General features: G+C 54.6%; 16 protein-coding genes and 1 pseudogene. 11 read left to right on the forward strand and 6 right to left on the reverse strand.

The features are described 5' to 3' along the window. The first annotated feature begins 18 nt into the window (after window positions 1-18). The 7 genes from hpaX (at window position 19) to yjiA (ending at window position 8,303) form a co-directional block, all read left to right on the forward strand. Entirely contained in the window at window positions 19-1,395 is a 1,377-nt protein-coding gene (gene hpaX / locus P2W74_RS19895; protein WP_276292924.1) for a 4-hydroxyphenylacetate permease, read from the forward strand. A gap of 9 nt (window positions 1,396-1,404) precedes the next feature. Then, window positions 1,405-2,295, forward strand: a complete 891-nt coding sequence (gene hpaA, locus P2W74_RS19900; protein ID WP_192610944.1) for a 4-hydroxyphenylacetate catabolism regulatory protein HpaA — start codon at window positions 1,405-1,407, stop codon at window positions 2,293-2,295. Window positions 2,296-2,515: 220 nt separating this feature from the next. Next, window positions 2,516-4,078 (forward strand): 4-hydroxyphenylacetate 3-monooxygenase, oxygenase component, encoded by a 1,563-nt coding sequence (hpaB, locus tag P2W74_RS19905; protein ID WP_276292925.1) that lies wholly within the window; start codon window positions 2,516-2,518, stop codon window positions 4,076-4,078. 17 nt (window positions 4,079-4,095) lie between these two features. After that, window positions 4,096-4,608, forward strand: a complete 513-nt coding sequence (locus tag P2W74_RS19910; RefSeq protein WP_276292926.1) for a 4-hydroxyphenylacetate 3-monooxygenase reductase subunit — start codon at window positions 4,096-4,098, stop codon at window positions 4,606-4,608. A 271-nt stretch (window positions 4,609-4,879) separates the two neighbouring features. Continuing rightward, window positions 4,880-7,030, forward strand: coding sequence for a pyruvate/proton symporter BtsT (gene btsT, locus P2W74_RS19915; RefSeq protein ID WP_276292927.1), 2,151 nt, complete (start codon window positions 4,880-4,882; stop codon window positions 7,028-7,030). Window positions 7,031-7,139: 109 nt separating this feature from the next. Continuing rightward, complete coding sequence (locus P2W74_RS19920) at window positions 7,140-7,334, forward strand: YbdD/YjiX family protein (protein ID WP_192610940.1); 195 nt, start codon at window positions 7,140-7,142, stop codon at window positions 7,332-7,334. A gap of 12 nt (window positions 7,335-7,346) precedes the next feature. Beyond that, window positions 7,347-8,303: a GTPase gene (gene yjiA, locus P2W74_RS19925; RefSeq protein WP_276292928.1), complete on the forward strand. Its 957-nt coding sequence runs from the start codon at window positions 7,347-7,349 to the stop codon at window positions 8,301-8,303. Window positions 8,304-8,407: 104 nt separating this feature from the next. Here yjiA and P2W74_RS19930 read toward each other — a convergent pair whose 3' ends face one another. Both P2W74_RS19930 and P2W74_RS19935 read right to left on the reverse strand, forming a co-directional pair. Further along, entirely contained in the window at window positions 8,408-8,710 is a 303-nt protein-coding gene (locus P2W74_RS19930; protein WP_276292929.1) for a BrnA antitoxin family protein, read from the reverse strand. Then, a pseudogene (locus tag P2W74_RS19935) lies at window positions 8,697-8,843 on the reverse strand (BrnT family toxin); the annotation flags it as partial. The gene P2W74_RS19930 and the pseudogene P2W74_RS19935, both read right to left, overlap by 14 nt. 261 nt (window positions 8,844-9,104) lie before the next feature. Here P2W74_RS19935 and symE point away from each other — a divergent pair. Further along, a complete protein-coding gene (symE, locus tag P2W74_RS19940) occupies window positions 9,105-9,449 on the forward strand; it encodes an endoribonuclease SymE (protein WP_276292930.1) in 345 nt (114 codons plus the stop codon). A gap of 45 nt (window positions 9,450-9,494) precedes the next feature. Here symE and P2W74_RS19945 read toward each other — a convergent pair whose 3' ends face one another. Next, window positions 9,495-11,057 (reverse strand): hypothetical protein, encoded by a 1,563-nt coding sequence (locus tag P2W74_RS19945; protein ID WP_276292931.1) that lies wholly within the window; start codon window positions 11,055-11,057, stop codon window positions 9,495-9,497. Between the two features lie 504 nt (window positions 11,058-11,561). On the opposite strand from P2W74_RS19945, the gene P2W74_RS19950 reads away from it, so the two are divergent. Both P2W74_RS19950 and P2W74_RS19955 read left to right on the forward strand, forming a co-directional pair. Next, entirely contained in the window at window positions 11,562-12,092 is a 531-nt protein-coding gene (locus P2W74_RS19950) for an NlpC/P60 family protein (RefSeq protein WP_276292932.1), read from the forward strand. A 230-nt stretch (window positions 12,093-12,322) separates the two neighbouring features. After that, window positions 12,323-13,603, forward strand: coding sequence for a DUF445 domain-containing protein (locus P2W74_RS19955; RefSeq protein ID WP_276292933.1), 1,281 nt, complete (start codon window positions 12,323-12,325; stop codon window positions 13,601-13,603). A 105-nt stretch (window positions 13,604-13,708) separates the two neighbouring features. On the opposite strand, the gene bglB is transcribed toward P2W74_RS19955, so the two are convergent. From bglB to P2W74_RS19970, 3 genes are all read right to left on the reverse strand, one after another. Further along, the gene (bglB, locus tag P2W74_RS19960; RefSeq protein ID WP_276292934.1) at window positions 13,709-14,791 is read right to left on the reverse strand and encodes a beta-galactosidase BglB; all 1,083 of its coding nucleotides are present in this window, start codon (window positions 14,789-14,791) and stop codon (window positions 13,709-13,711) included. Then, complete coding sequence (locus tag P2W74_RS19965; RefSeq protein ID WP_276292935.1) at window positions 14,788-15,945, reverse strand: hypothetical protein; 1,158 nt, start codon at window positions 15,943-15,945, stop codon at window positions 14,788-14,790. Before P2W74_RS19965 ends, bglB begins: the two co-directional genes overlap by 4 nt. A 241-nt stretch (window positions 15,946-16,186) precedes the next feature. Beyond that, window positions 16,187-17,860 carry a hypothetical protein gene (locus tag P2W74_RS19970; protein ID WP_276292936.1) on the reverse strand — a complete coding sequence of 558 codons (1,674 nt, stop codon included), beginning with the start codon at window positions 17,858-17,860 and terminating at the stop codon, window positions 16,187-16,189. Window positions 17,861-18,107: 247 nt separating this feature from the next. Between P2W74_RS19970 and P2W74_RS19975 the strand changes: the two genes are divergently transcribed. Continuing rightward, the gene (locus tag P2W74_RS19975; RefSeq protein WP_276292937.1) at window positions 18,108-19,271 is read left to right on the forward strand and encodes an MFS transporter; all 1,164 of its coding nucleotides are present in this window, start codon (window positions 18,108-18,110) and stop codon (window positions 19,269-19,271) included. Window positions 19,272-19,441: the final 170 nt, after the last annotated feature.

Below are 19,441 nucleotides of genomic sequence, written 5' to 3' on the forward strand. Positions count from 1 at the left end.
CCCATTAGAGGAAAAACAATGAGCGACACCTCATCTGCAATCCCTGAGAAACAAAACCCTGCCAGTCAGCATAAACAACTGACGGCGCAGCAACAGTCGGTGATCAATAAGCTGTTCCGCCGTCTGATCGTGTTTCTGTTCGTGCTGTTTATTTTTTCATTCCTCGATCGCATCAACATCGGCTTTGCCGGACTCACGATGGGCCGCGATCTGGGGCTAAACGCCACCATGTTCGGTCTGGCGACCACCCTGTTTTACGCCGCGTACGTTATTTTCGGTATTCCCAGCAACATCATGCTCAGCATCGTCGGCGCTCGCCGCTGGATTGCGACCATTATGGTGCTGTGGGGAATTGCCTCCACCGCGACCCTGTTTGCCACCGGGCCGAACAGCCTGTACATACTACGTATTCTGGTCGGCATCACCGAGGCCGGTTTTTTACCGGGCATTCTGCTCTATTTAACCTACTGGTTTCCGGCGTTTTTCCGCGCCCGCGCCAACGCCCTGTTTATGATCGCCATGCCCGTCACGACGGCGCTCGGCTCGATTGTCTCCGGCTATATTCTGGCGATGGACGGCCTGTTTGACCTTCGCGGCTGGCAGTGGTTGTTCCTGCTGGAAGGGTTCCCGTCGGTCCTGCTGGGCGTCCTGGTCTGGTTCTGGCTGGACGACTCCCCGTCGAAGGCCAAATGGCTCACCGCAGAAGACAAAAAATGCCTGCAAGAGATGATGGACAACGACCGACTGACGCTGGTGCAGCCGGAAGGCGCCGTGAGTCATCACGCCATGCAACAGCGCAGCCTGTGGCGCGAAATCTTCACTCCGATTGTGATGATGTACACGCTGGCTTACTTCTGCCTGACCAATACCCTCAGCGCGATTGGCATCTGGACGCCGCAGATCCTGCAAAGTTTTAATCAGGGCAGCAGCAACATTACGATCGGGCTGCTGGCCGCCATTCCGCAGGTGTGTACTATTTTCGGGATGATCTTCTGGAGCCGCCATTCGGACAGCCGTCAGGAGCGCAAGCACCACACCGCCCTGCCGTATCTCTTCGCTGCGGCGGGCTGGCTACTGGCCTCCGCCACCGATAACAATCTGCTCCAGATGCTGGGGATCGTCATGGCCTCTACCGGATCGTTCTGCGCCATGGCCATTTTCTGGACCACGCCGGATCAGTCGATCAGTCTGCGTGCGAGAGCGATCGGGATTGCGGTGATCAACGCCACGGGTAATATTGGATCGGCGCTCAGCCCCTTTATGATCGGCTGGCTGAAAGATGTCACCGGCAGCTTTAACAGCGGATTGTGGTTTGTCGCCTCGCTGCTGGTTGTCGGCGCCGTCATTGTCTGGTTAATTCCCATGCAGTCATCGCGCCCGCGCGCCACCCCGTAAGGAGCGAGTATGTGCCAGAGTTCGATCGCCAATATCGACATCAGCAAAGAGTATGACGAAAGCCTCGGCAGCGACGATGTGCATTACCAGTCATTCGCCCGCATGGCGGCGTTTTTTGGCCGGGATATGCAGGCGCATCGCCACGACCAGTTCTTTCAGATGCACTTTCTTGATACCGGGCAGATCGAACTCCAGCTCGACGATCACCGCTATTCGGTACAAGCGCCGCTGTTTGTCCTGACGCCGCCCTCGGTACCGCATGCGTTTATTACCGAATCAGACAGTGACGGTCACGTGCTAACGGTGCGGGAAGCGCTGATCTGGCCGCTGTTAGAGGTGCTTTACCCCGGCACGCGGGAGACATTCGGCCTGCCGGGGATTTGCCTTTCGCTGGCGGACAAACCGGATGAACTCGCGGCGCTGGCCCATTACTGGCGGCTGATTGAGCGGGAATCGACTGAACAACTGCCCGGGTGCGAACACACGCTGGTACTTTTGGCGCAGGCGGTCTTCACCCTGCTGCTGCGTAACGCCAAACTCGATGACCATGCGGCAAGCGGGATGCGCGGCGAACTGAAGCTGTTCCAGCGTTTCACCCAGTTGATCGACACCCACTTCCACCAGCACTGGAGCGTGCCGGACTATGCCAGCGAGCTGCATCTGACGGAGTCCCGCCTGACCGATATCTGTCGCCGTTTCGCCAACCGCCCCCCTAAACGCCTGATCTTCGACCGGCAATTGCGCGAGGCCAAACGGCTGCTGCTCTTTTCTGACAGCGCGGTCAATGAGATCGCCTGGCAACTGGGGTTTAAAGATCCTGCCTATTTCGCCCGCTTCTTTAATCGGCTGGTGGGATGTTCGCCGAGTGCGTACCGGGCAAGTAAAGTACCCGTATCATGAATTTCCGGCGGGTAAGCGCAGCGCCGCCCGCCAAAAAGCCGCACAGATCACAAAACGCAATCCCGTCTGAAAAGTACCTGCCGTTGTCGCAATCGTCCCTTCACGCCATCGTCTTATCACGCTTCAATTAAACAACAAAAACAAAACATAAATTTAACATTAAAGCCTAAGACGCCCGCTGGCGCAGGCTTTCCATCCGATACGAAAAGAGAGTCTGACTATGAAACCTGAAGATTTCCGCGCTGACGCCAAACGCCCCTTAACCGGTGAAGAGTACTTAAAAAGTCTGCAGGACGGCCGCGAGATCTACATCTACGGTGAACGCGTGAAAGACGTCACCACGCATCCGGCGTTTCGCAACGCGGCGGCTTCCGTTGCCCAACTCTATGACGCACTGCACAAACCTGAGATGCAGGACGCCCTCTGCTGGGGCACCGACACCGGCAGCGGCGGCTACACCCACAAATTCTTTCGCGTGGCGAAAAGCGCCAACGATCTGCGCCAGCAGCGTGACGCCATCGCTGAGTGGTCCCGTCTGAGCTACGGCTGGATGGGACGTACGCCGGATTACAAAGCCGCTTTTGGCTGCGCGCTGGGGGCGAATCCGGCGTTTTACGGTCAGTTTGAGCAGAACGCCCGCAACTGGTACACCCGCATTCAGGAAACCGGACTCTACTTTAACCACGCCATCGTCAACCCGCCGATTGACCGCCACAAACCGGCCGACGAAGTGAAAGACGTCTACATCAAACTGGAAAAAGAGACCGACGCCGGGATCATCGTCAGCGGCGCGAAAGTGGTAGCGACCAACTCGGCGCTGACCCACTACAACATGATCGGCTTTGGCTCTGCGCAGGTGATGGGCGAAAACCCGGACTTCGCACTGATGTTCGTCGCCCCAATGGATGCCGACGGGGTGAAACTGATTTCCCGCGCCTCTTATGAATTGGTGGCAGGCGCGACCGGTTCTCCGTATGACTACCCGCTCTCCAGCCGTTTTGACGAGAACGATGCCATTCTGGTGATGGATAAGGTGCTGATCCCGTGGGAAAACGTGCTGATCTACCGCGATTTTGATCGCTGTCGTCGCTGGACGATGGAAGGCGGTTTCGCCCGCATGTATCCGTTGCAGGCGTGTGTGCGTCTGGCGGTCAAACTCGACTTTATCACCGCGTTACTGAAAAAATCGCTCGAATGTACCGGCACAGCGGAGTTCCGTGGCGTGCAGGCCGATCTGGGGGAAGTCGTGGCCTGGCGTAACATGTTCTGGGCGCTGAGCGACTCCATGTGTTCTGAAGCGACGCCGTGGGTCAACGGTGCCTGGCTGCCGGATCACGCGGCGCTGCAAACCTACCGCGTGATGGCGCCGATGGCCTATGCGAAGATCAAAAACATTATTGAGCGTAACGTCACCAGCGGTCTGATCTATCTGCCTTCCAGCGCGCGTGATCTGAATAATCCACAGATCGATCAGTATCTGGCAAAATACGTGCGCGGCTCCAACGGGATGGATCACGTTGAACGCATTAAGATTTTAAAACTGATGTGGGACGCCATCGGCAGCGAATTTGGTGGACGCCACGAGTTATATGAAATCAACTACTCCGGTAGCCAGGACGAGATCCGCCTGCAGTGTCTGCGTCAGGCGCAGACCTCCGGCAACATGGACAAAATGATGGCGATGGTTGACCGCTGCCTGTCTGAATACGACCAGAACGGCTGGACGGTGCCACACCTGCACAACAACAACGATATCAACCTGCTGGATACGCTGCTGAAATAACGCAGTCGGAGGTCAAAATGCAATTAGATGAACAACGTCTGCGTTTTCGTGATGCGATGGCTAGCCTGTCGGCGGCGGTCAATATTGTGACCACCGAAGGCGACGGCGGACGCTGCGGGATCACCGCGACCGCCGTGTGCTCGGTGACCGATACGCCACCGTCAGTGATGGTCTGCCTTAACGCCAACAGCGCTATGAATCCAGTGTTTCAGGACAACGGTAAGCTGTGCGTCAACGTGCTGAACCACGAGCAGGAACTGATGGCGCGCCACTTCGCCGGCATGACCGGAATGGCGATGGACGAACGTTTCAACCTCTCCTGCTGGCAAAAAGGGCCGCTGGCGCAACCGGTGCTGAAAGGCGCGCTGGCCAGCCTTGAAGGGGAGATCCGCGATGTGCAGGCGATTGGCACGCATCTGGTTTATCTGGTTGAGATCAAAAATATTATCCTGGGCGAGGACGGTCACGGTCTGATCTACTTCAAGCGTCGTTTCCATCCGGTGATGACGGAAATGGAAACCACCGTCTAATCCTGTGATACCCAGCGGGCGGCAGCGCTGTCGCTCGCTTTCATTGTGACCTCAATCACACAATTTCCACCGCTTACGCCCTCTCTTTACCGCTCGCTGACACTCCTGACCGCTTAAGCTGACATATAACCACTCGCCTATTTACCTTACTTTACGCGCGCGTTTCTCTGGCAAGATCGTCCCCAGCATAACAGTCATATACCTCCTCAAACACACACTTGAACCCAAACGGCTTCGGCCAATTATTAATCTAAAGAAACCAGGTTTTACTATGGATACCAAAAAGATATTCAAGCACATACCCTGGGTGATTCTCGGAATCATCGGGGCATTCTGCCTCTCGGTAGTGGCATTACGTCGGGGCGAGCACATCAGCGCCCTGTGGATTGTGGTCGCTTCCGTCTCTGTGTATCTGGTAGCTTACCGCTACTACAGTCTGTACATCGCTCAAAAGGTGATGAAACTCGACCCGACGCGTTCCACGCCGGCGGTCATCAATAACGACGGCCTGAACTATGTGCCGACCAACCGCTACGTGCTGTTCGGTCACCACTTCGCCGCTATCGCCGGTGCCGGTCCGCTGGTGGGTCCGGTTCTGGCCGCACAGATGGGCTACCTGCCGGGTACGCTGTGGCTGCTGGCGGGCGTAGTGCTGGCGGGTGCGGTACAGGACTTCATGGTGCTGTTCATCTCGACCCGCCGCAACGGTGCTTCTCTGGGTGAGATGATCAAAGAAGAGATGGGCCGCGTGCCGGGCACCATTGCCCTGTTCGGTTGCTTCTTAATCATGATCATCATCCTCGCGGTACTGGCGTTGATCGTGGTAAAAGCGCTGGCCGAAAGCCCGTGGGGTGTCTTCACCGTTTGCTCTACTGTACCTATCGCGCTGTTCATGGGGATCTACATGCGATTCCTGCGCCCGGGTCGTGTAGGCGAAGTGTCAGTGATTGGTATCGTGCTGCTGATTGCCTCGATTTACTTCGGTGGCGTGATTGCCCACGACCCGTACTGGGGCCCGGCGCTGACCTTTAAAGACACCACCATCACCTTCGCACTGATCGGCTACGCGTTTATCTCCGCGCTGCTGCCGGTATGGCTGATTCTGGCCCCGCGTGACTACCTGGCAACGTTCCTGAAAATCGGCGTTATCGTCGGTCTGGCGATCGGTATCGTGATCATCAACCCGGAACTGAAAATGCCAGCCGTGACCCAGTACATTGACGGTACCGGTCCACTGTGGAAAGGCGCGCTGTTCCCGTTCCTGTTTATCACCATCGCCTGTGGTGCCGTCTCTGGCTTCCACGCGCTGATTGCTTCCGGCACCACGCCGAAGCTGATGGCCAACGAAACCGACGCCCGCTTTATCGGTTACGGCGCGATGCTGATGGAATCCTTCGTTGCGATTATGGCGCTGGTTGCCGCGTCCATCATCGAACCGGGCCTCTACTTCGCGATGAACACGCCACCTGCGGGCCTTGGCATCACCATGCCGAACCTGCATGAAATGGGTGGTGACAACGCACCGCTGATTATGGCGCAGTTGAAAGACGTGACGGCACACGCCGCCGCAACCGTCAGCTCCTGGGGCTTCGTGATTTCGCCTGAGCAGATCCTGCAAACCGCGAAAGACATCGGCGAACCGTCCGTTCTGAACCGCGCAGGTGGCGCACCGACGCTGGCTGTGGGTATCGCACATGTATTCCACAAAGTGCTGCCGATGGCGGATATGGGCTTCTGGTACCACTTCGGGATCCTGTTCGAAGCGCTGTTCATCCTGACCGCGCTGGACGCCGGTACCCGTGCTGGCCGCTTTATGCTGCAAGATTTGCTCGGTAACTTCGTGCCGTTCCTGAAGAAAACCGACTCTCTGGTCGCCGGTGTGCTGGGTACTGCAGGCTGTGTCGGTCTGTGGGGCTACCTGCTGTATCAGGGCGTGGTTGATCCGCTGGGCGGCGTTAAGAGCCTGTGGCCGCTGTTCGGTATCTCTAACCAGATGCTGGCCGCTGTGGCGCTGGTTCTGGGCACCGTGGTGCTGATTAAAATGCAGCGCACCAAATACATCTGGGTTACCGTTGTTCCGGCATCATGGTTGCTTCTCTGCACCACCTGGGCGCTGGGTCTGAAACTGTTCAGCACCAACCCGCAGATGGAAGGCTTCTTCTTCATGGCTAACCAGTACAAAGAGAAGATTGCGAATGGCGGTGAACTGACTGCACAGCAGATTGCCAACATGAACCATATCGTGGTGAACAACTACACCAACGCGGGTTTGAGTATTCTGTTCCTGGTCGTGGTGTACAGCATCATCTTCTACGGTATCAAAACCTGGATGAACGTGCGTAACGTCGACGGTCGTACCGACAAAGAAACTCCGTACGTTCCGGTACCGGAAGGCGGCGTGAAGACTTCTTCACACCACTAAAAACGAATGCCGGATGAGCGAAGCGTCATCCGGCCTACAGAATGCAGTTAACGTAGGCCGGATAAGGCGAATGCCGCTATCCGGCTTTATTCATTAACGGGACGGTATAATGTTTGGTACTTTAGGTCAGGCAAAAAAATATCTCGGTCAGGCGGCGAAGATGTTGATTGGCATTCCGGACTACGACAACTACGTCGAGCACATGAAGACCAACCATCCAGACCAGCCCTACATGACTTACGAAGAATTCTTCCGCGAGCGCCAGGAAGCCCGCTACGGCAGCGGCGGAAGCAGTTGCTGTTAGAAGGAGAAATGAATGACCCCGATTGCAGTTACCCTACTCACCGGTTTTCTTGGCGCCGGTAAAACCACGCTGCTGCGCCATATTCTCAACGAACAGCACGGCTACAAAATTGCCGTTATCGAAAACGAATTCGGCGAAGTTTCCGTTGACGATCAGCTGATTGGCGATCGCGCCACCCAGATCAAAACCCTCACCAACGGCTGTATCTGCTGCACCCGCTCCAGCGAGCTGGAAGACGCGCTGTTAGACCTGCTCGACAACCTCGACAAGGGCAACATCCAGTTCGACCGTCTGGTGATTGAATGTACCGGCATGGCCGATCCCGGCCCGATTATTCAGACCTTTTTCTCACATGAAGTGCTGTGCGAACGCTACCTGCTGGACGGCGTGATTGCGCTGGTCGATGCAGTCCATGCCGACGAGCAGATGAACCAGTTCACCATCGCCCAGTCGCAGATTGGCTACGCTGACCGCATCCTGCTGACCAAAACCGATGTGGCGGGTGAAAGCGAAAAACTGCGTGAGCGCCTGGCGCGCATCAACGCCCGCGCCCCGGTTTACACCGTTACCCACGGCAATATCGACCTCTCCCTGCTGTTCAACACCAACGGCTTTATGCTGGAAGAGAACGTGGTCAGCGCCACACCGCGTTTCCACTTTATCGCCGACAAGCAGAACGATATTTCATCGATTGTGGTGGACCTGGATTACCCGGTCGACATCAGCGACGTTTCCCGCGTGATGGAAAACCTGCTGCTGGAATCTGCCGACAAGCTGCTGCGCTACAAAGGAATGCTGTGGATCGACGGCGAGCCAAACCGCCTGCTATTCCAGGGCGTGCAACGCCTCTACAGCGCCGACTGGGACCGCCCGTGGGGCGACGAACAGCCGCACAGCACGCTGGTATTTATCGGGATTCAACTCCCCGAAGAAGAGATAAGGGCGGCGTTTGCGGGGCTGAAGAAGTAAACCATCCTGATGCCCGATGGCGCTATGCTTATCGGGCCGGTGCCGATTTGTAAGCCGGATAAGGCGTAGCCGCCATCCGGCAGATACAGGTCAGCACAGACACGCTATTTCTTGTTTTGCTCCCGCAGCATGGCTTCGCGCAAAATCGCATTAAGCCGCGTCTGATACCCTTTCCCCGGACGTTTCAGCCACTCCATGACATCAGCATCAATACGCACAGAGGCTTGCATTTTCAATGGGCGAAAAAATCTCCCCCGCTCCGCGTCAGACCATGCGTCATCACCAGATGAAGGAATGTCGCTGTAATCAATTTCATCATCCGGTTTATTCGCCAGCACCTTAAGTTCAGCCGCATGCTGAGCACTGAGCGCGGATACGCTGCCGCGTTTATGTTTAACCATGCTCATAACGATTCCTCTCTTTACTGTCTGCCTTTCGGGCGCTAATGATCCGAATGACTTCGCTGCCACTTTCAAAACGAACGGTGTGGGCGACAAGAATGACAATAATCCCATGTACCAACCCGAGGGTTTGCCAGCGGCGGTAAAAAAGCCTCGCGTAAAAAAGCGTAATTCTTATTTTTAAGGCGCATCTGAACGGTGCGATTTTTATTATTCCCCGCCAAATATAACCCGCAAAAATATATCCAGTTTATTCCAGAAGGTGTCTATTTCATTCTATTTTCATCTGGACTTTTTGTTTTTTTGCTGATGTTATATCCAGGTTTTTTAGCGCGATGCGGGTGTGCTCGAACACACCCGCATCGCTGATCACAATCCCTATTAAAGGAGAATAGAGACTATGACTACCAACCATTCTATTGCAGAATGCACCGATCCAGAAGTGTCCCCGGCAAATAACCGTCGTCTGACGGTGAGTTATGCGAGTCGCCATCCTGATTATACCCGTATCCCCGCCCTCACCCTGAAAGGCCAGTGGCTGGAGGCGGCCGGTTTTACCACCGGTACGGAAGTGGATGTGAAAGTGATGGACGGCTGTATTGTGCTGACCGCGCTGCCCCCCGCCGCCGAAGAGAGCGAATTAATGCAGTCGCTGCGTAAAGTGAGCAAACTGTCGGCGCGCAAACAGCAGCAAATCCAGGAGTTTATCGCCCTGGTCGAGCGGAATAAAAAGACCTTCCGCTAAGGGGATCGCCCCCGGTAACATCCTGCTTACCGGGGTTTATAAATGCTATCGGTTCAACGCTTTACTAAACGCCATGCCTAATTGCGTATCTTCCGAGATATGGTGTGAAACGACCTCTTTCAACGTGGGTTTGGCATCAGGGATCAGCATCTTGTAATAACCCACGCACCGGTTGTCGACATAAAGTTGCGTCACGTTCTTTTTGTTATGTATCCGCTGCTTCAGGGAGAGTTCCGATTCAGCGGCAAAACGGTTAATCAAATAGTTGCGCTGAAAATCGCTGACAAATAATGGCATGTGCCATTTTTTTCTTTGTGAAGACAGGGATAACTGAACATGCGCATCCTCGCGCACATCAATATTTTCAACAACAAAATCTGTCGCTACAGGTAATTTTGCCTGGTCTGCATTTGTGCAGGAGAGTATGGCAACTTTACCGCGTGGGGTTTTCCGGTGCTGGCCTGAAGGGGCATCGATGGAAAAATGACACTCTGCTCCTCCGGCATGTTCCAGCCAGATAGCCATTTCACCGTTGAGTAAGGCGTCGATACTTTCATTCGCGCGAAGATATTTTCTGGGCACATAAAAGGTAATGTAACTGTCGTCAATTTTACCCAGAACCTTAAACTGCAACGTTTCAACGTCCTCCAGATAAATATCCTCCAGCTTAACCCGTTTATCCGGGTTAACTGACTCTGCGGTCACGTTCTTTTTATCTGTCCTCTTAACCACAAAGTTAATAAATTCTCTGCTACGCGGATTTATCGCATAAAAAATATAATGATTTCCTGACTTATCCTCCCGAAAATAAAGCTTCAGGCGCTCCAGTTTTTGTCGCAGACCATGCCACTGATTACCGCCAATAGGCTGATGATATTTTTCCCCATAGAACAAAAACTCGACAAGAAGCTTATCTTTTTTGATGCTTATCAGGCCGTTTTGCAGCGGCGTTAACGCTTTAAATTTCTTCTCACTAAGCACCGGTACCGCGACAGGCGCTGGCTGTTTCGCACTGCCAGAAGCCGATGAGGGAGACAGTGTTCCTTTTTGCTCCCAGCCAGATTTACCATCGTGGAGCTGGATCAGCACCTCCGTTCCCGTCTGTTGCTTCACCTGCGCCAGCAGATCTTTTATCTGGCTTACCGCAATCTTCCTCGCCCGTAGGGTTGAGGCCGCAATATGAAAATTTAGCACCGCTTTTTCGGTTCGGGCGCGAACGTCAACACGATCCTGTAGCAAATGCGCTTTTTCAATCACAACGGGGAGCCATCCCTTTTCTTTTTTACTCACAGCCTTAACAGAAGGTTTAGCGGATTTATTCTTTATACTCTGTCCGGCGGCAAAACAGGGATGAAGGGGCCACGGCGGGCCAAGCTCATCAAACAAAACACGTGAGCCTGATGGATGCTCATAATAGTAAACAGGCTGGCCACATGTTTTACACTTTACGTTCGGGACGGTAAACGACCGGAAATCATTATAATGATTCTTTTTTAGCTGATACTCGGATTTACCTGCCGTTTTCTTTTTTTTAACTTTTGCAGTCTGTCCACCGACCGCAATGGGTCTGACAATACCATTAATGGTCCTGAAGATAATATTGCTCATCGCGCCATCGCCTTTAGATGATTCTTATCGCAATACTACGCCAGTGGGGGAGATTAATAAATACTCTGTTTCGTCCACCTCGTCAGTGCAGGAAGTTCGCCTGAGAGGTTCATGAAGCGCAAGGCCGGGCACAGGCAAGAGCCTCAGCCGTAACATGCAGTCGCTTTTCAGATGGCTTTTTGTTTTTTTATGCTTATCTCTATGAATACGTGTTCGCGGGTAAGAACAATCTGGAAGAACATATTAAAAACAGGCAATTACACAATTTTAATTACAGCCCCTTAATATTAACTTTCCAGTCTTATGGGACCCGTACATTTTATCTATTTTATAAACAATGAGTTATCGCCCTGTCCATTTATGGACTGATTAGTGAAAGATGCATTCATTCATCAATGTTATTATTCCTGGCGTCGTTAAAACTATAAATTTAAACCATCAGGGTTGATGGGTTTCTTTTGCGCAAAATGTAAGGATGTGACCCTATAAATTAATTTATGAGTTATGCTTCGTTTAATTTTATTTATTGTTTTTGTACTTTCTTCTTCAACCACCTTTGCTTTCGAAAATATCATTCCTGAAGAATGGGGAAGCGATCCTGTTTTTACTTTTAAATCATCGCCTCCGCCAACACATATATTAAAAGAAGGGAATTTAAAGCAACGTATTATGGATGAATATGCCCAATGGAAAGGAACCCGTTATCTCTGGGGCGGAAATAGTCATAATGGTATTGACTGTTCGGCGTTCACCCGAAGAGTGATACACACCGTCGCTCATCTGAATTTACCGAGAACCGCCGCTGAGCAGAGTCATACTGGCTACCCCGTTCAACAGGAACAACTGAAACCTGGAGACCTGGTCTTTTTTATGACAAAGCCCAATGTTCGCCATGTCGGTGTCTTTGTCGGTAACGACCAATTTATCCATGCGTCGAGTTCCCGGGGCGTGATGCTCTCTCATTTGTCAGGCAGTTACTGGCAAGAGCATTATCTGACCGCCAGGAGAATGGCCCCGGTACGGGGATTTTCGTAGCTTACGGACTCCCCTCCTCGCATCCGATGTCGGCGCTGGGTATGTACGAAACGGGGGCAGACACGCTGTGGCTTTGTCATCAACCGTTACGCGTTTCAAAGTACAACGCTCAATAATGCGTTCACGATAATTTTCCGTTCATGATTCATGAACACATTAAAATCGTGAACGGCGTGTCTTACCTCGCTGCCTTTTGCACTTTTCCCCCGCCTCCCTCTATCCTTAACCTTATGAATAAAATCGCTGAACTCAAACGCGCCAAGTTGTTGGCGCTCTCTTTGCTGCTGATGGCTGCGGCAACGTTTGTCATTACACTCTTTTTGCCACCCAATTTTTGGGTGCTGGGCATTAAGGCGATTGCCGAAGCCGCGATGGTCGGCGCGCTGGCCGACTGGTTTGCAGTGGTGGCGCTGTTTCGTCGGGTGCCGATCCCGTTTATTTCTCGCCATACGGCGATTATCCCGCGTAATAAAGACCGGATCGGCGAAAATCTTGGTCAGTTCGTCCAGGAGAAGTTTCTCGATACCCAGTCACTGGTGGCGCTGATTCGCCGCCACGAACCGGCCAGCCTTCTCGGTAACTGGTTCAGCCAGCCGGAAAACGCCCAGCGGATAGGGCAGCATCTGTTGCAGATCATGAGCGGTTTTCTGGAGCTGACCGACGATGCCCGCATTCAACGACTGATCAAGCGCGCGGTGCATAAAGCCATTGATAAGGTGGATCTCTCCGGCGCCAGCGCATTAATGCTGGAGAGTATGACCAAAAACGATCGCCATCAGGAGTTGCTCGACACGCTGATTGCCCAGCTAATCGCCCTGCTGCAGCGTGACAGCTCGCGGGCGTTTATCGCCCACCAGATCGTGCGCTGGCTGGAGACGGAACACCCGCTTAAAGCGAAGATTTTGCCGACCGAATGGCTGGGAGAACACAGCGCCGAACTGGTTTCGGAGGCCGTCAACTCGCTACTTGATGATATCAGCCACGATCGCGCCCATCAGATCCGCCATGCATTCGATCGCGCAACGTTTGCGTTGATCGACAAACTCAAACACGATCCGGAGATGGCGTTGCGGGCAGAGAATATCAAAGCATATCTGAAAGAAGATGAGGCGTTTAACCGTTATCTCGGCGAGCTGTGGGGGGATGTCCGTCAGTGGCTGAAAGCGGATATTAATGCCGAGGATTCCCGGGTGAAGCAGCGGATCGCGCATGCCGGGCAGTGGTTTGGTGAAACGCTGGTCGCCGACGAAGCGCTGCGCGCATCGCTGAATGGTCATCTGGAACAGGCCGCACGTAAGGTTGCGCCAGAGTTCGCCGCGTTCCTGACGCGCCACATCAGCGATACGGTCAAAAGCTGGGATGCGCGGGATATGTCACAGCAAATTGAGCTGAATATCGGCAAAGATTTGCAGTTTATCCGCGTCAACGGCACGCTGGTCGGCGGCTCCATCGGACTGGTGCTGTATCTGCTCTCGCAAATTCCGTCTCTGCTGACGCTGCCGAACCTTTAATGCCGACGGTTTGCCGGATGGCGGCATACATGCCTTATCCGGCCTACAAAACCCTGCGACGAGTCTGTAGGCCGGATAAGGCGAAGCCGTCATCCGGCAAAAACGCTATCGCGTTACTTCAAGCCAGTTACCCTGGTCCATTTCCAGCAACAGCAGCATGGTGAGCGCCTGCGCATAAGGCACCGGCGCTATCGCGATGTCACAGTAATACTGGATATCCCAGCCGAGCATCGTCCCGCGTGAAGCTTCCAGCACCAGACCGCCGTCGTCGATCCGCGCCATCACGGCGTCGAACGCGCGCAGCGCGCTGGCGCTGACTGAATCATCCAGAATCCCCATCCGCACGCCGCGCAGCATACCGTAGGCAATGCCTGCCGTTGCTGATGATTCCTGCGGTGACAGCGGATCGTCGAGCACCGTATGCCACATGCCGTTGTCGGCCTGCAGTTCGCAGAGCGTGCGTACCTGGCGCGCCACCACCTGCGACAGAAAACGCCGCACGCTGGTGTCGAGATGCTCGCCCATCAGTTCGATAAACTCTGGGATCGCCACGGTGATCCACGCGTTGCCCCGCGCCCAGAACGCCCCGGCGTAATGGTGTTTATCGACAAACGTCCAGCCGTGATACCACAGCCCGCTCGCCGGATCGCTGAGATAACGCGTGTGCAGCAGGAACTGGTATCCCGCTTCATCAATCAGATCCTGGCGTTTCAGCGCAATACCCGCGACGCCCAGAAACAGACAGGTCATAAACAGCGTGTCATCCCACAGCTGGCCGGTATTGGCCTGCTCTTTCACCACATGCTGAAAACCGCCCTCTTCCGTTTTCGGCAAATCACGCAGGAGCGCATCCGCCCAGTCGTTGACGACGGCCAACAGATCCTGGCGTTGATGATGTTTCGCCACCAGCGCCAGTGCGATCATCGGCGCCGTGGTGTTGATCTGCATCTCCGGCAAGCCTTTGCCGATCTGTGTTTCATACCAGGTGAGGATCGACTGTTGCAGCGCCGTGTCCTGCTGGAAATCCGCAAAACGCCAGAAACCGTACAGCCCCACGCCGATCTCCCACTCCCACTCTTCGAAGTGGATCGAAAATCCGTCGCTGGTGCCTACTTCATCAAGGTTTTTCAGACGGCAAAATCCGCGAACCACCTGATCCAACGTTCCCATCAGTGCATCACGATTCATGCCTGGACTCCTTTAATCAGTTTACCCGCACGATCGCGCAGGCTCGCATCGTCTGCCATGAGGGCGAGAGCAGACAGCCCTCGATAATCAACGGGATAGCTTACGATTGCATTCAATTCAGCCAGCCCCTGCGCTTCAACCACGCTCAGCCAGTTTTCCAGCCGCGCTTTGGCGATCGCCTGCTGCTCGCGCCCTTTGCGGCACGAAGCGATAAACAACTCGTCAGGGAAGCACTGCCCCGCCAGATACTGCGCCGCATGAAAAGCCAGCGCGTGATTCTCGGTGTCGAAACGCATGGCGTCGCATCCGCGCTCATCCCGCCAGTAGCGGTAGCCCATCAGCGTGGATTTTATGCGGCGGAACAGCACCTCAGAAAAGTATTCGCCCTGGTGGCAACGCCAGATTTGCAGCAGTGGCAGCACGGAGAACACTGAAGCCTCTTCGCGCGCGCTGATGTGCTTGAGGGCGCTGTACAGCAGCGCTTCCGCCTGCGGTCCGTATTCGCGCTGTTGCATCAGCGTCAACAGGTGGCTGGCGCAGACGTTGGTATGGGAAACCACCGGATGCTGGGACGCGCATTGATGTTCAGCCAGCACCTGAGTGTGGGGAAACGCCGCGCTCAGCGCTTCCGCGCCCAGATAGATCATCTGCAGAGAGCAGATCAATTCGCGCTCCGCCAGCTCATCCAGATGGATCAGCAGACTGTTTTTGCCTGCGCGTAACGGGATTTCAACGTCGGTATGCTGCATAAGGTTGCGCGTAAACGGCGTGAAGCAAGCGACCTGAGTCTCCTCACACCAGACTCGCACCCCGCCGCAGGTGCCCAGACGAAACGCGAAGGTCCCGGTGGACGGCGCGTAAAGATCAATCGCCAGCCAGCGCTGAACGTGAAACGGCAGCGGGCGGAAGTTAGGGAAAGAGACCACGCCAAGTTCGTCGGCAATAACGGCTTCATTGCAGGTCAGGGCCACAGCGGGATCGACCGCGCGCTGGGCCAGGTTTTGGCGAAACACGTCGCGACAAAATGATTCACTGGTCGCCGGGTCTGCCCCTTCGCCCGTGTAAAACTCGGCAAAGCGTTCTGTTTTTGCCGCTGAAAACAGGAAACGCGTCAGTGCGTCTCCCTGTACCAATTTCCAGTCACCCTGTGACATATTTGCTCAACTCCAGCAGGATTCATGCGATGGGCGATATTTTCAGCGGGTTTGATTTTTGAGGCGAGCAACCATTTTTGGCAAATATCGGGATATGCCTGACAACTCACAATCCGGAGGATACCAGGGGATGCAGAGTGATTCAGATCACGCTTTATTGAGGATGATGGCAATACAGTGTGATGCAGATCACGCTAAATTTGAAACTCACCCTATTTGCGTGATCTGCATCACATAAAAATTACCCTTTCAGGATTTTAAGTTCTTCGCTCAGGCTGTCTGCCAGCGACCGCACCCGCGAAGCGTCAAACAATATGTGCAGACCCGGCGACGCATCAGCGTGTTTTGCACAGTAATCTTCCAGCTCAGCCGCGCTACGGTACAGCTCCTGAATGTTGATCTGGCAGATCTCGCGCATGCTCCAGCTATTCTCCGCTTCGTGGGCAAAACGCAGGGTGAAAAAGGCTTTCTGAGCATGTAAAAACAGGTGGCAGTAGAGTGCAAACCCTTGCCATTCCTCCAGCCAGCGGCGTTTTAGCGCGTAAGGGAAGGCCGCCGTTTGCGCAAAACTCAGCGCCTGCTCGCGCAGCGCTGTCGCGGCCTCCCGGGCTTCGTCTTTTTCGCTGGCAATACGGGAGAGGCAGGCGGCAGATGTTTCTACATCGCTGCGATCGAAGGTGATGTCCCGCTCCGAGCCAGGTAACCAGTGGTTACGGTTAAGCTGCCCGTACAAACTCCAGACCGCCTGACCGTAGCTTTCCGGCACCTGGCTGTGGCGGTGAAAAACATGGTCACGCACGTAGGTGGCCTTGTACAGCACCTGCCCCGCCTGTTCCATCAGCGAACAGAACGTTTCAAACGTTTTCTCGTCGGGGCGCCAGCCGTAGGTTTCATCCAGCCACCAGGTCATCAGTTGCGCTTCACTATAGTGCGTTCCGCTACTGGCCAGCATCCGGCTACACGCCACCAGATTACAGGCGCTCAGGGTGCCCATAATCCAGTGGTTATCGACGCCTTCCCAGCTGGCTTTACATACCGCGCCACGAATCGCCGGATTGCTGCGACACCACAACAATCTTCCCTGCAACTCATTGATACGCGGGAACGGGAAAACGCCCCAGCCGACTTCCTCGCCGACCAGATCGATGTCGGCCCACACTTCACGTTCGCGGACCTGCAACAGCGCCGGGTTGTTGGGAAAAGAGGGCCAGAACCGCTCTGGCGTGAGTTTGATGGAGACGCTGACGCTCTCCGGCAACGGGCGGATCGCCGCCAGCACATTGCCGAGATCGTGGTTTCCGGCAGGGAATACGCGCAGCACCAGATGCTTGTTTTCTGCCTGCATTACGCGAGATAACGTATTGAAACAGCGGCTATAAATGGCAAAGCTGCGCTCGTCACGCTGGGGCTGCGTCGTGTCGTCTTCCGACGGTAACTCCCAGTTAGGACGCGAAACCGGCAACAGGCCGTCGGTGTTGGAAATCGCAACCAGCAAGCCTGTGAGCGCCGGAATACGCTGGCAAATCAGCGAGACTTTGTCGGCGAGATACCCGCACCAGAAATCGACGTCAAACCGGACGCCGCGCCCAGGTTCAAACAGTTGCGGATGCGCCAGCAGCAGGTCGGTTGGAAAGTTAAATTCTTTGGCTTGCAGATAAAAGCGCAGCCCTTTTTGCTGACAGAGTTTTCCCAGCCGGTTGAGGTAGACGCAACGGGCGCGCTGCTGGCTGGAAAGGCGGTCGTTATACTGATGCGGCGTGTAGCCTTTCGGGGAAACCAGTTTGTCGAACAGATCGACCTGCCCAACAATAAGGGTATTAAAATCATGCGCTACGGCCCATTCGACCAGTTCGCAGGCTTTTTCCCAGTTCCAGTACGCCTGATTGTTAAGTTCCAGCGCTCGCGTTTGCCACATCTTTATTTACCTCTACCGCACGTTTTCGCCCGTATAGATAGCATAGAACAAAGCGTTTGTGCTCTGGCACCGCACGATATCACCCTTCTTTCAGCACCGGCGTTTATCATGGGCGATCCAATCGGTTGTATCGCTTTACGAAAATGCCGCCACGCTGATGTAGCAAGCGTTAATTATTTTACTTTTTATTATCATTTACCTATGTATGATAACAAAATAGTCATGAGAGAAGGAAAGAGAACACGGCATGATTCAGGGGAACACGGATTCGGATCGCTATTCCATCAGGACGTCGCTTTTTGGCATGCTGGTGTTGGCGCTGGGCATGGGGATTGGCCGCTTTCTGTATACCCCGATGTTGGCGCTGCTGCTGACGGAAGGTCATTTCTCTTTCAGCCAACTGTCGTGGATTGCCAGCGCTAACTATGCCGGCTATCTGGCGGGAAGCCTGCTGTTCTCCTTCGGCCTGTTCCATCTTCCCTCTCGTTTACGACCCATGCTATTGACCTCGGCCATTGCGACCGGAGGGCTGATCGTCGCCATGTCAGTGTTCACGCAACCCGCCCTGGTGATGCTGATACGTTTTCTGGCGGGGGTCGCCAGTGCCGGAATGATGATTTTCGGCACCATGACTGTGCTACTCCATACGCGCCATCCGTTTGTTATTGCGTCTCTTTTTTCCGGTGTTGGCGCAGGCATTATTCTGGGTAATGAGTATGTCATCGCCGGGATCCAGATGTCGTTGGCCTCTCACGCTCTCTGGCTTGGTGCAGGCGCGCTCTCCGGCCTGTTACTGCTGTTGCTGGCCTGGCTGATGCCCGGTCGCGCTCACGCGCTGCCCCCTGCGCCACTGGCGACCGCACGAAATCCCGTCATGCGCTGGTGGCAACTGGCGCTCCTGTACGGCCTTGCCGGATTCGGCTATATCATCGTCGCCACCTATTTACCGCTCATGGCGCGTGACGCAGGCTCACCGCAAATCGCCTTACATCTCTGGTCACTGGTGGGTCTGGCGATTATTCCGGGCTGTTTCGGTTGGTTATGGGCGGCAAAACGTTGGGGGGTGTTGCAATGCCTGACGGCGAATCTGATTATTCAGGGCGTCTGCGTTATGCTGACCCTCGCCAGCGACGCGCCGCTACTGCTTATCGTGAGCAGCATCGGCTTTGGTGCCACCTTTATGGGTACGACCTCTCTGGTGATGCCTCTGGCGCGCCAGTTGAGCGTTCCGGGCAACATCAATCTGTTAGGCGTCGTGACGCTGACCTACGGCATCGGCCAGATCGTCGGTCCGATGTTAACCAGCATGCTGGGCAGTGGTTCCGAGGCGCTGACTCACGCCACCCTGTGGGGCGCCGCGGCGTTGTTCCTCGCAGCAACAATCAGCGCAATGCAGCTGTATAAACGGTAGCGCCAGCCCCGACGTAAACGGATCAATACCTTCCCCCTCCCCACCAGCTATGCAAGAAACGCATAGCTCGAAACATACTTGCATTTTCCCCTTTTCCCCATGACTGATAAGGTCATTCAGTTTCGGGCCCGACGTGGCCTGTTGCTACAAACACACATCATCAAAAAAAA

It is taken from the genome of Citrobacter enshiensis (genome assembly GCF_029338175.1).
In the GTDB taxonomy this organism is placed as follows: Bacteria; Pseudomonadota; Gammaproteobacteria; order Enterobacterales; family Enterobacteriaceae; genus Citrobacter_D; species Citrobacter_D enshiensis.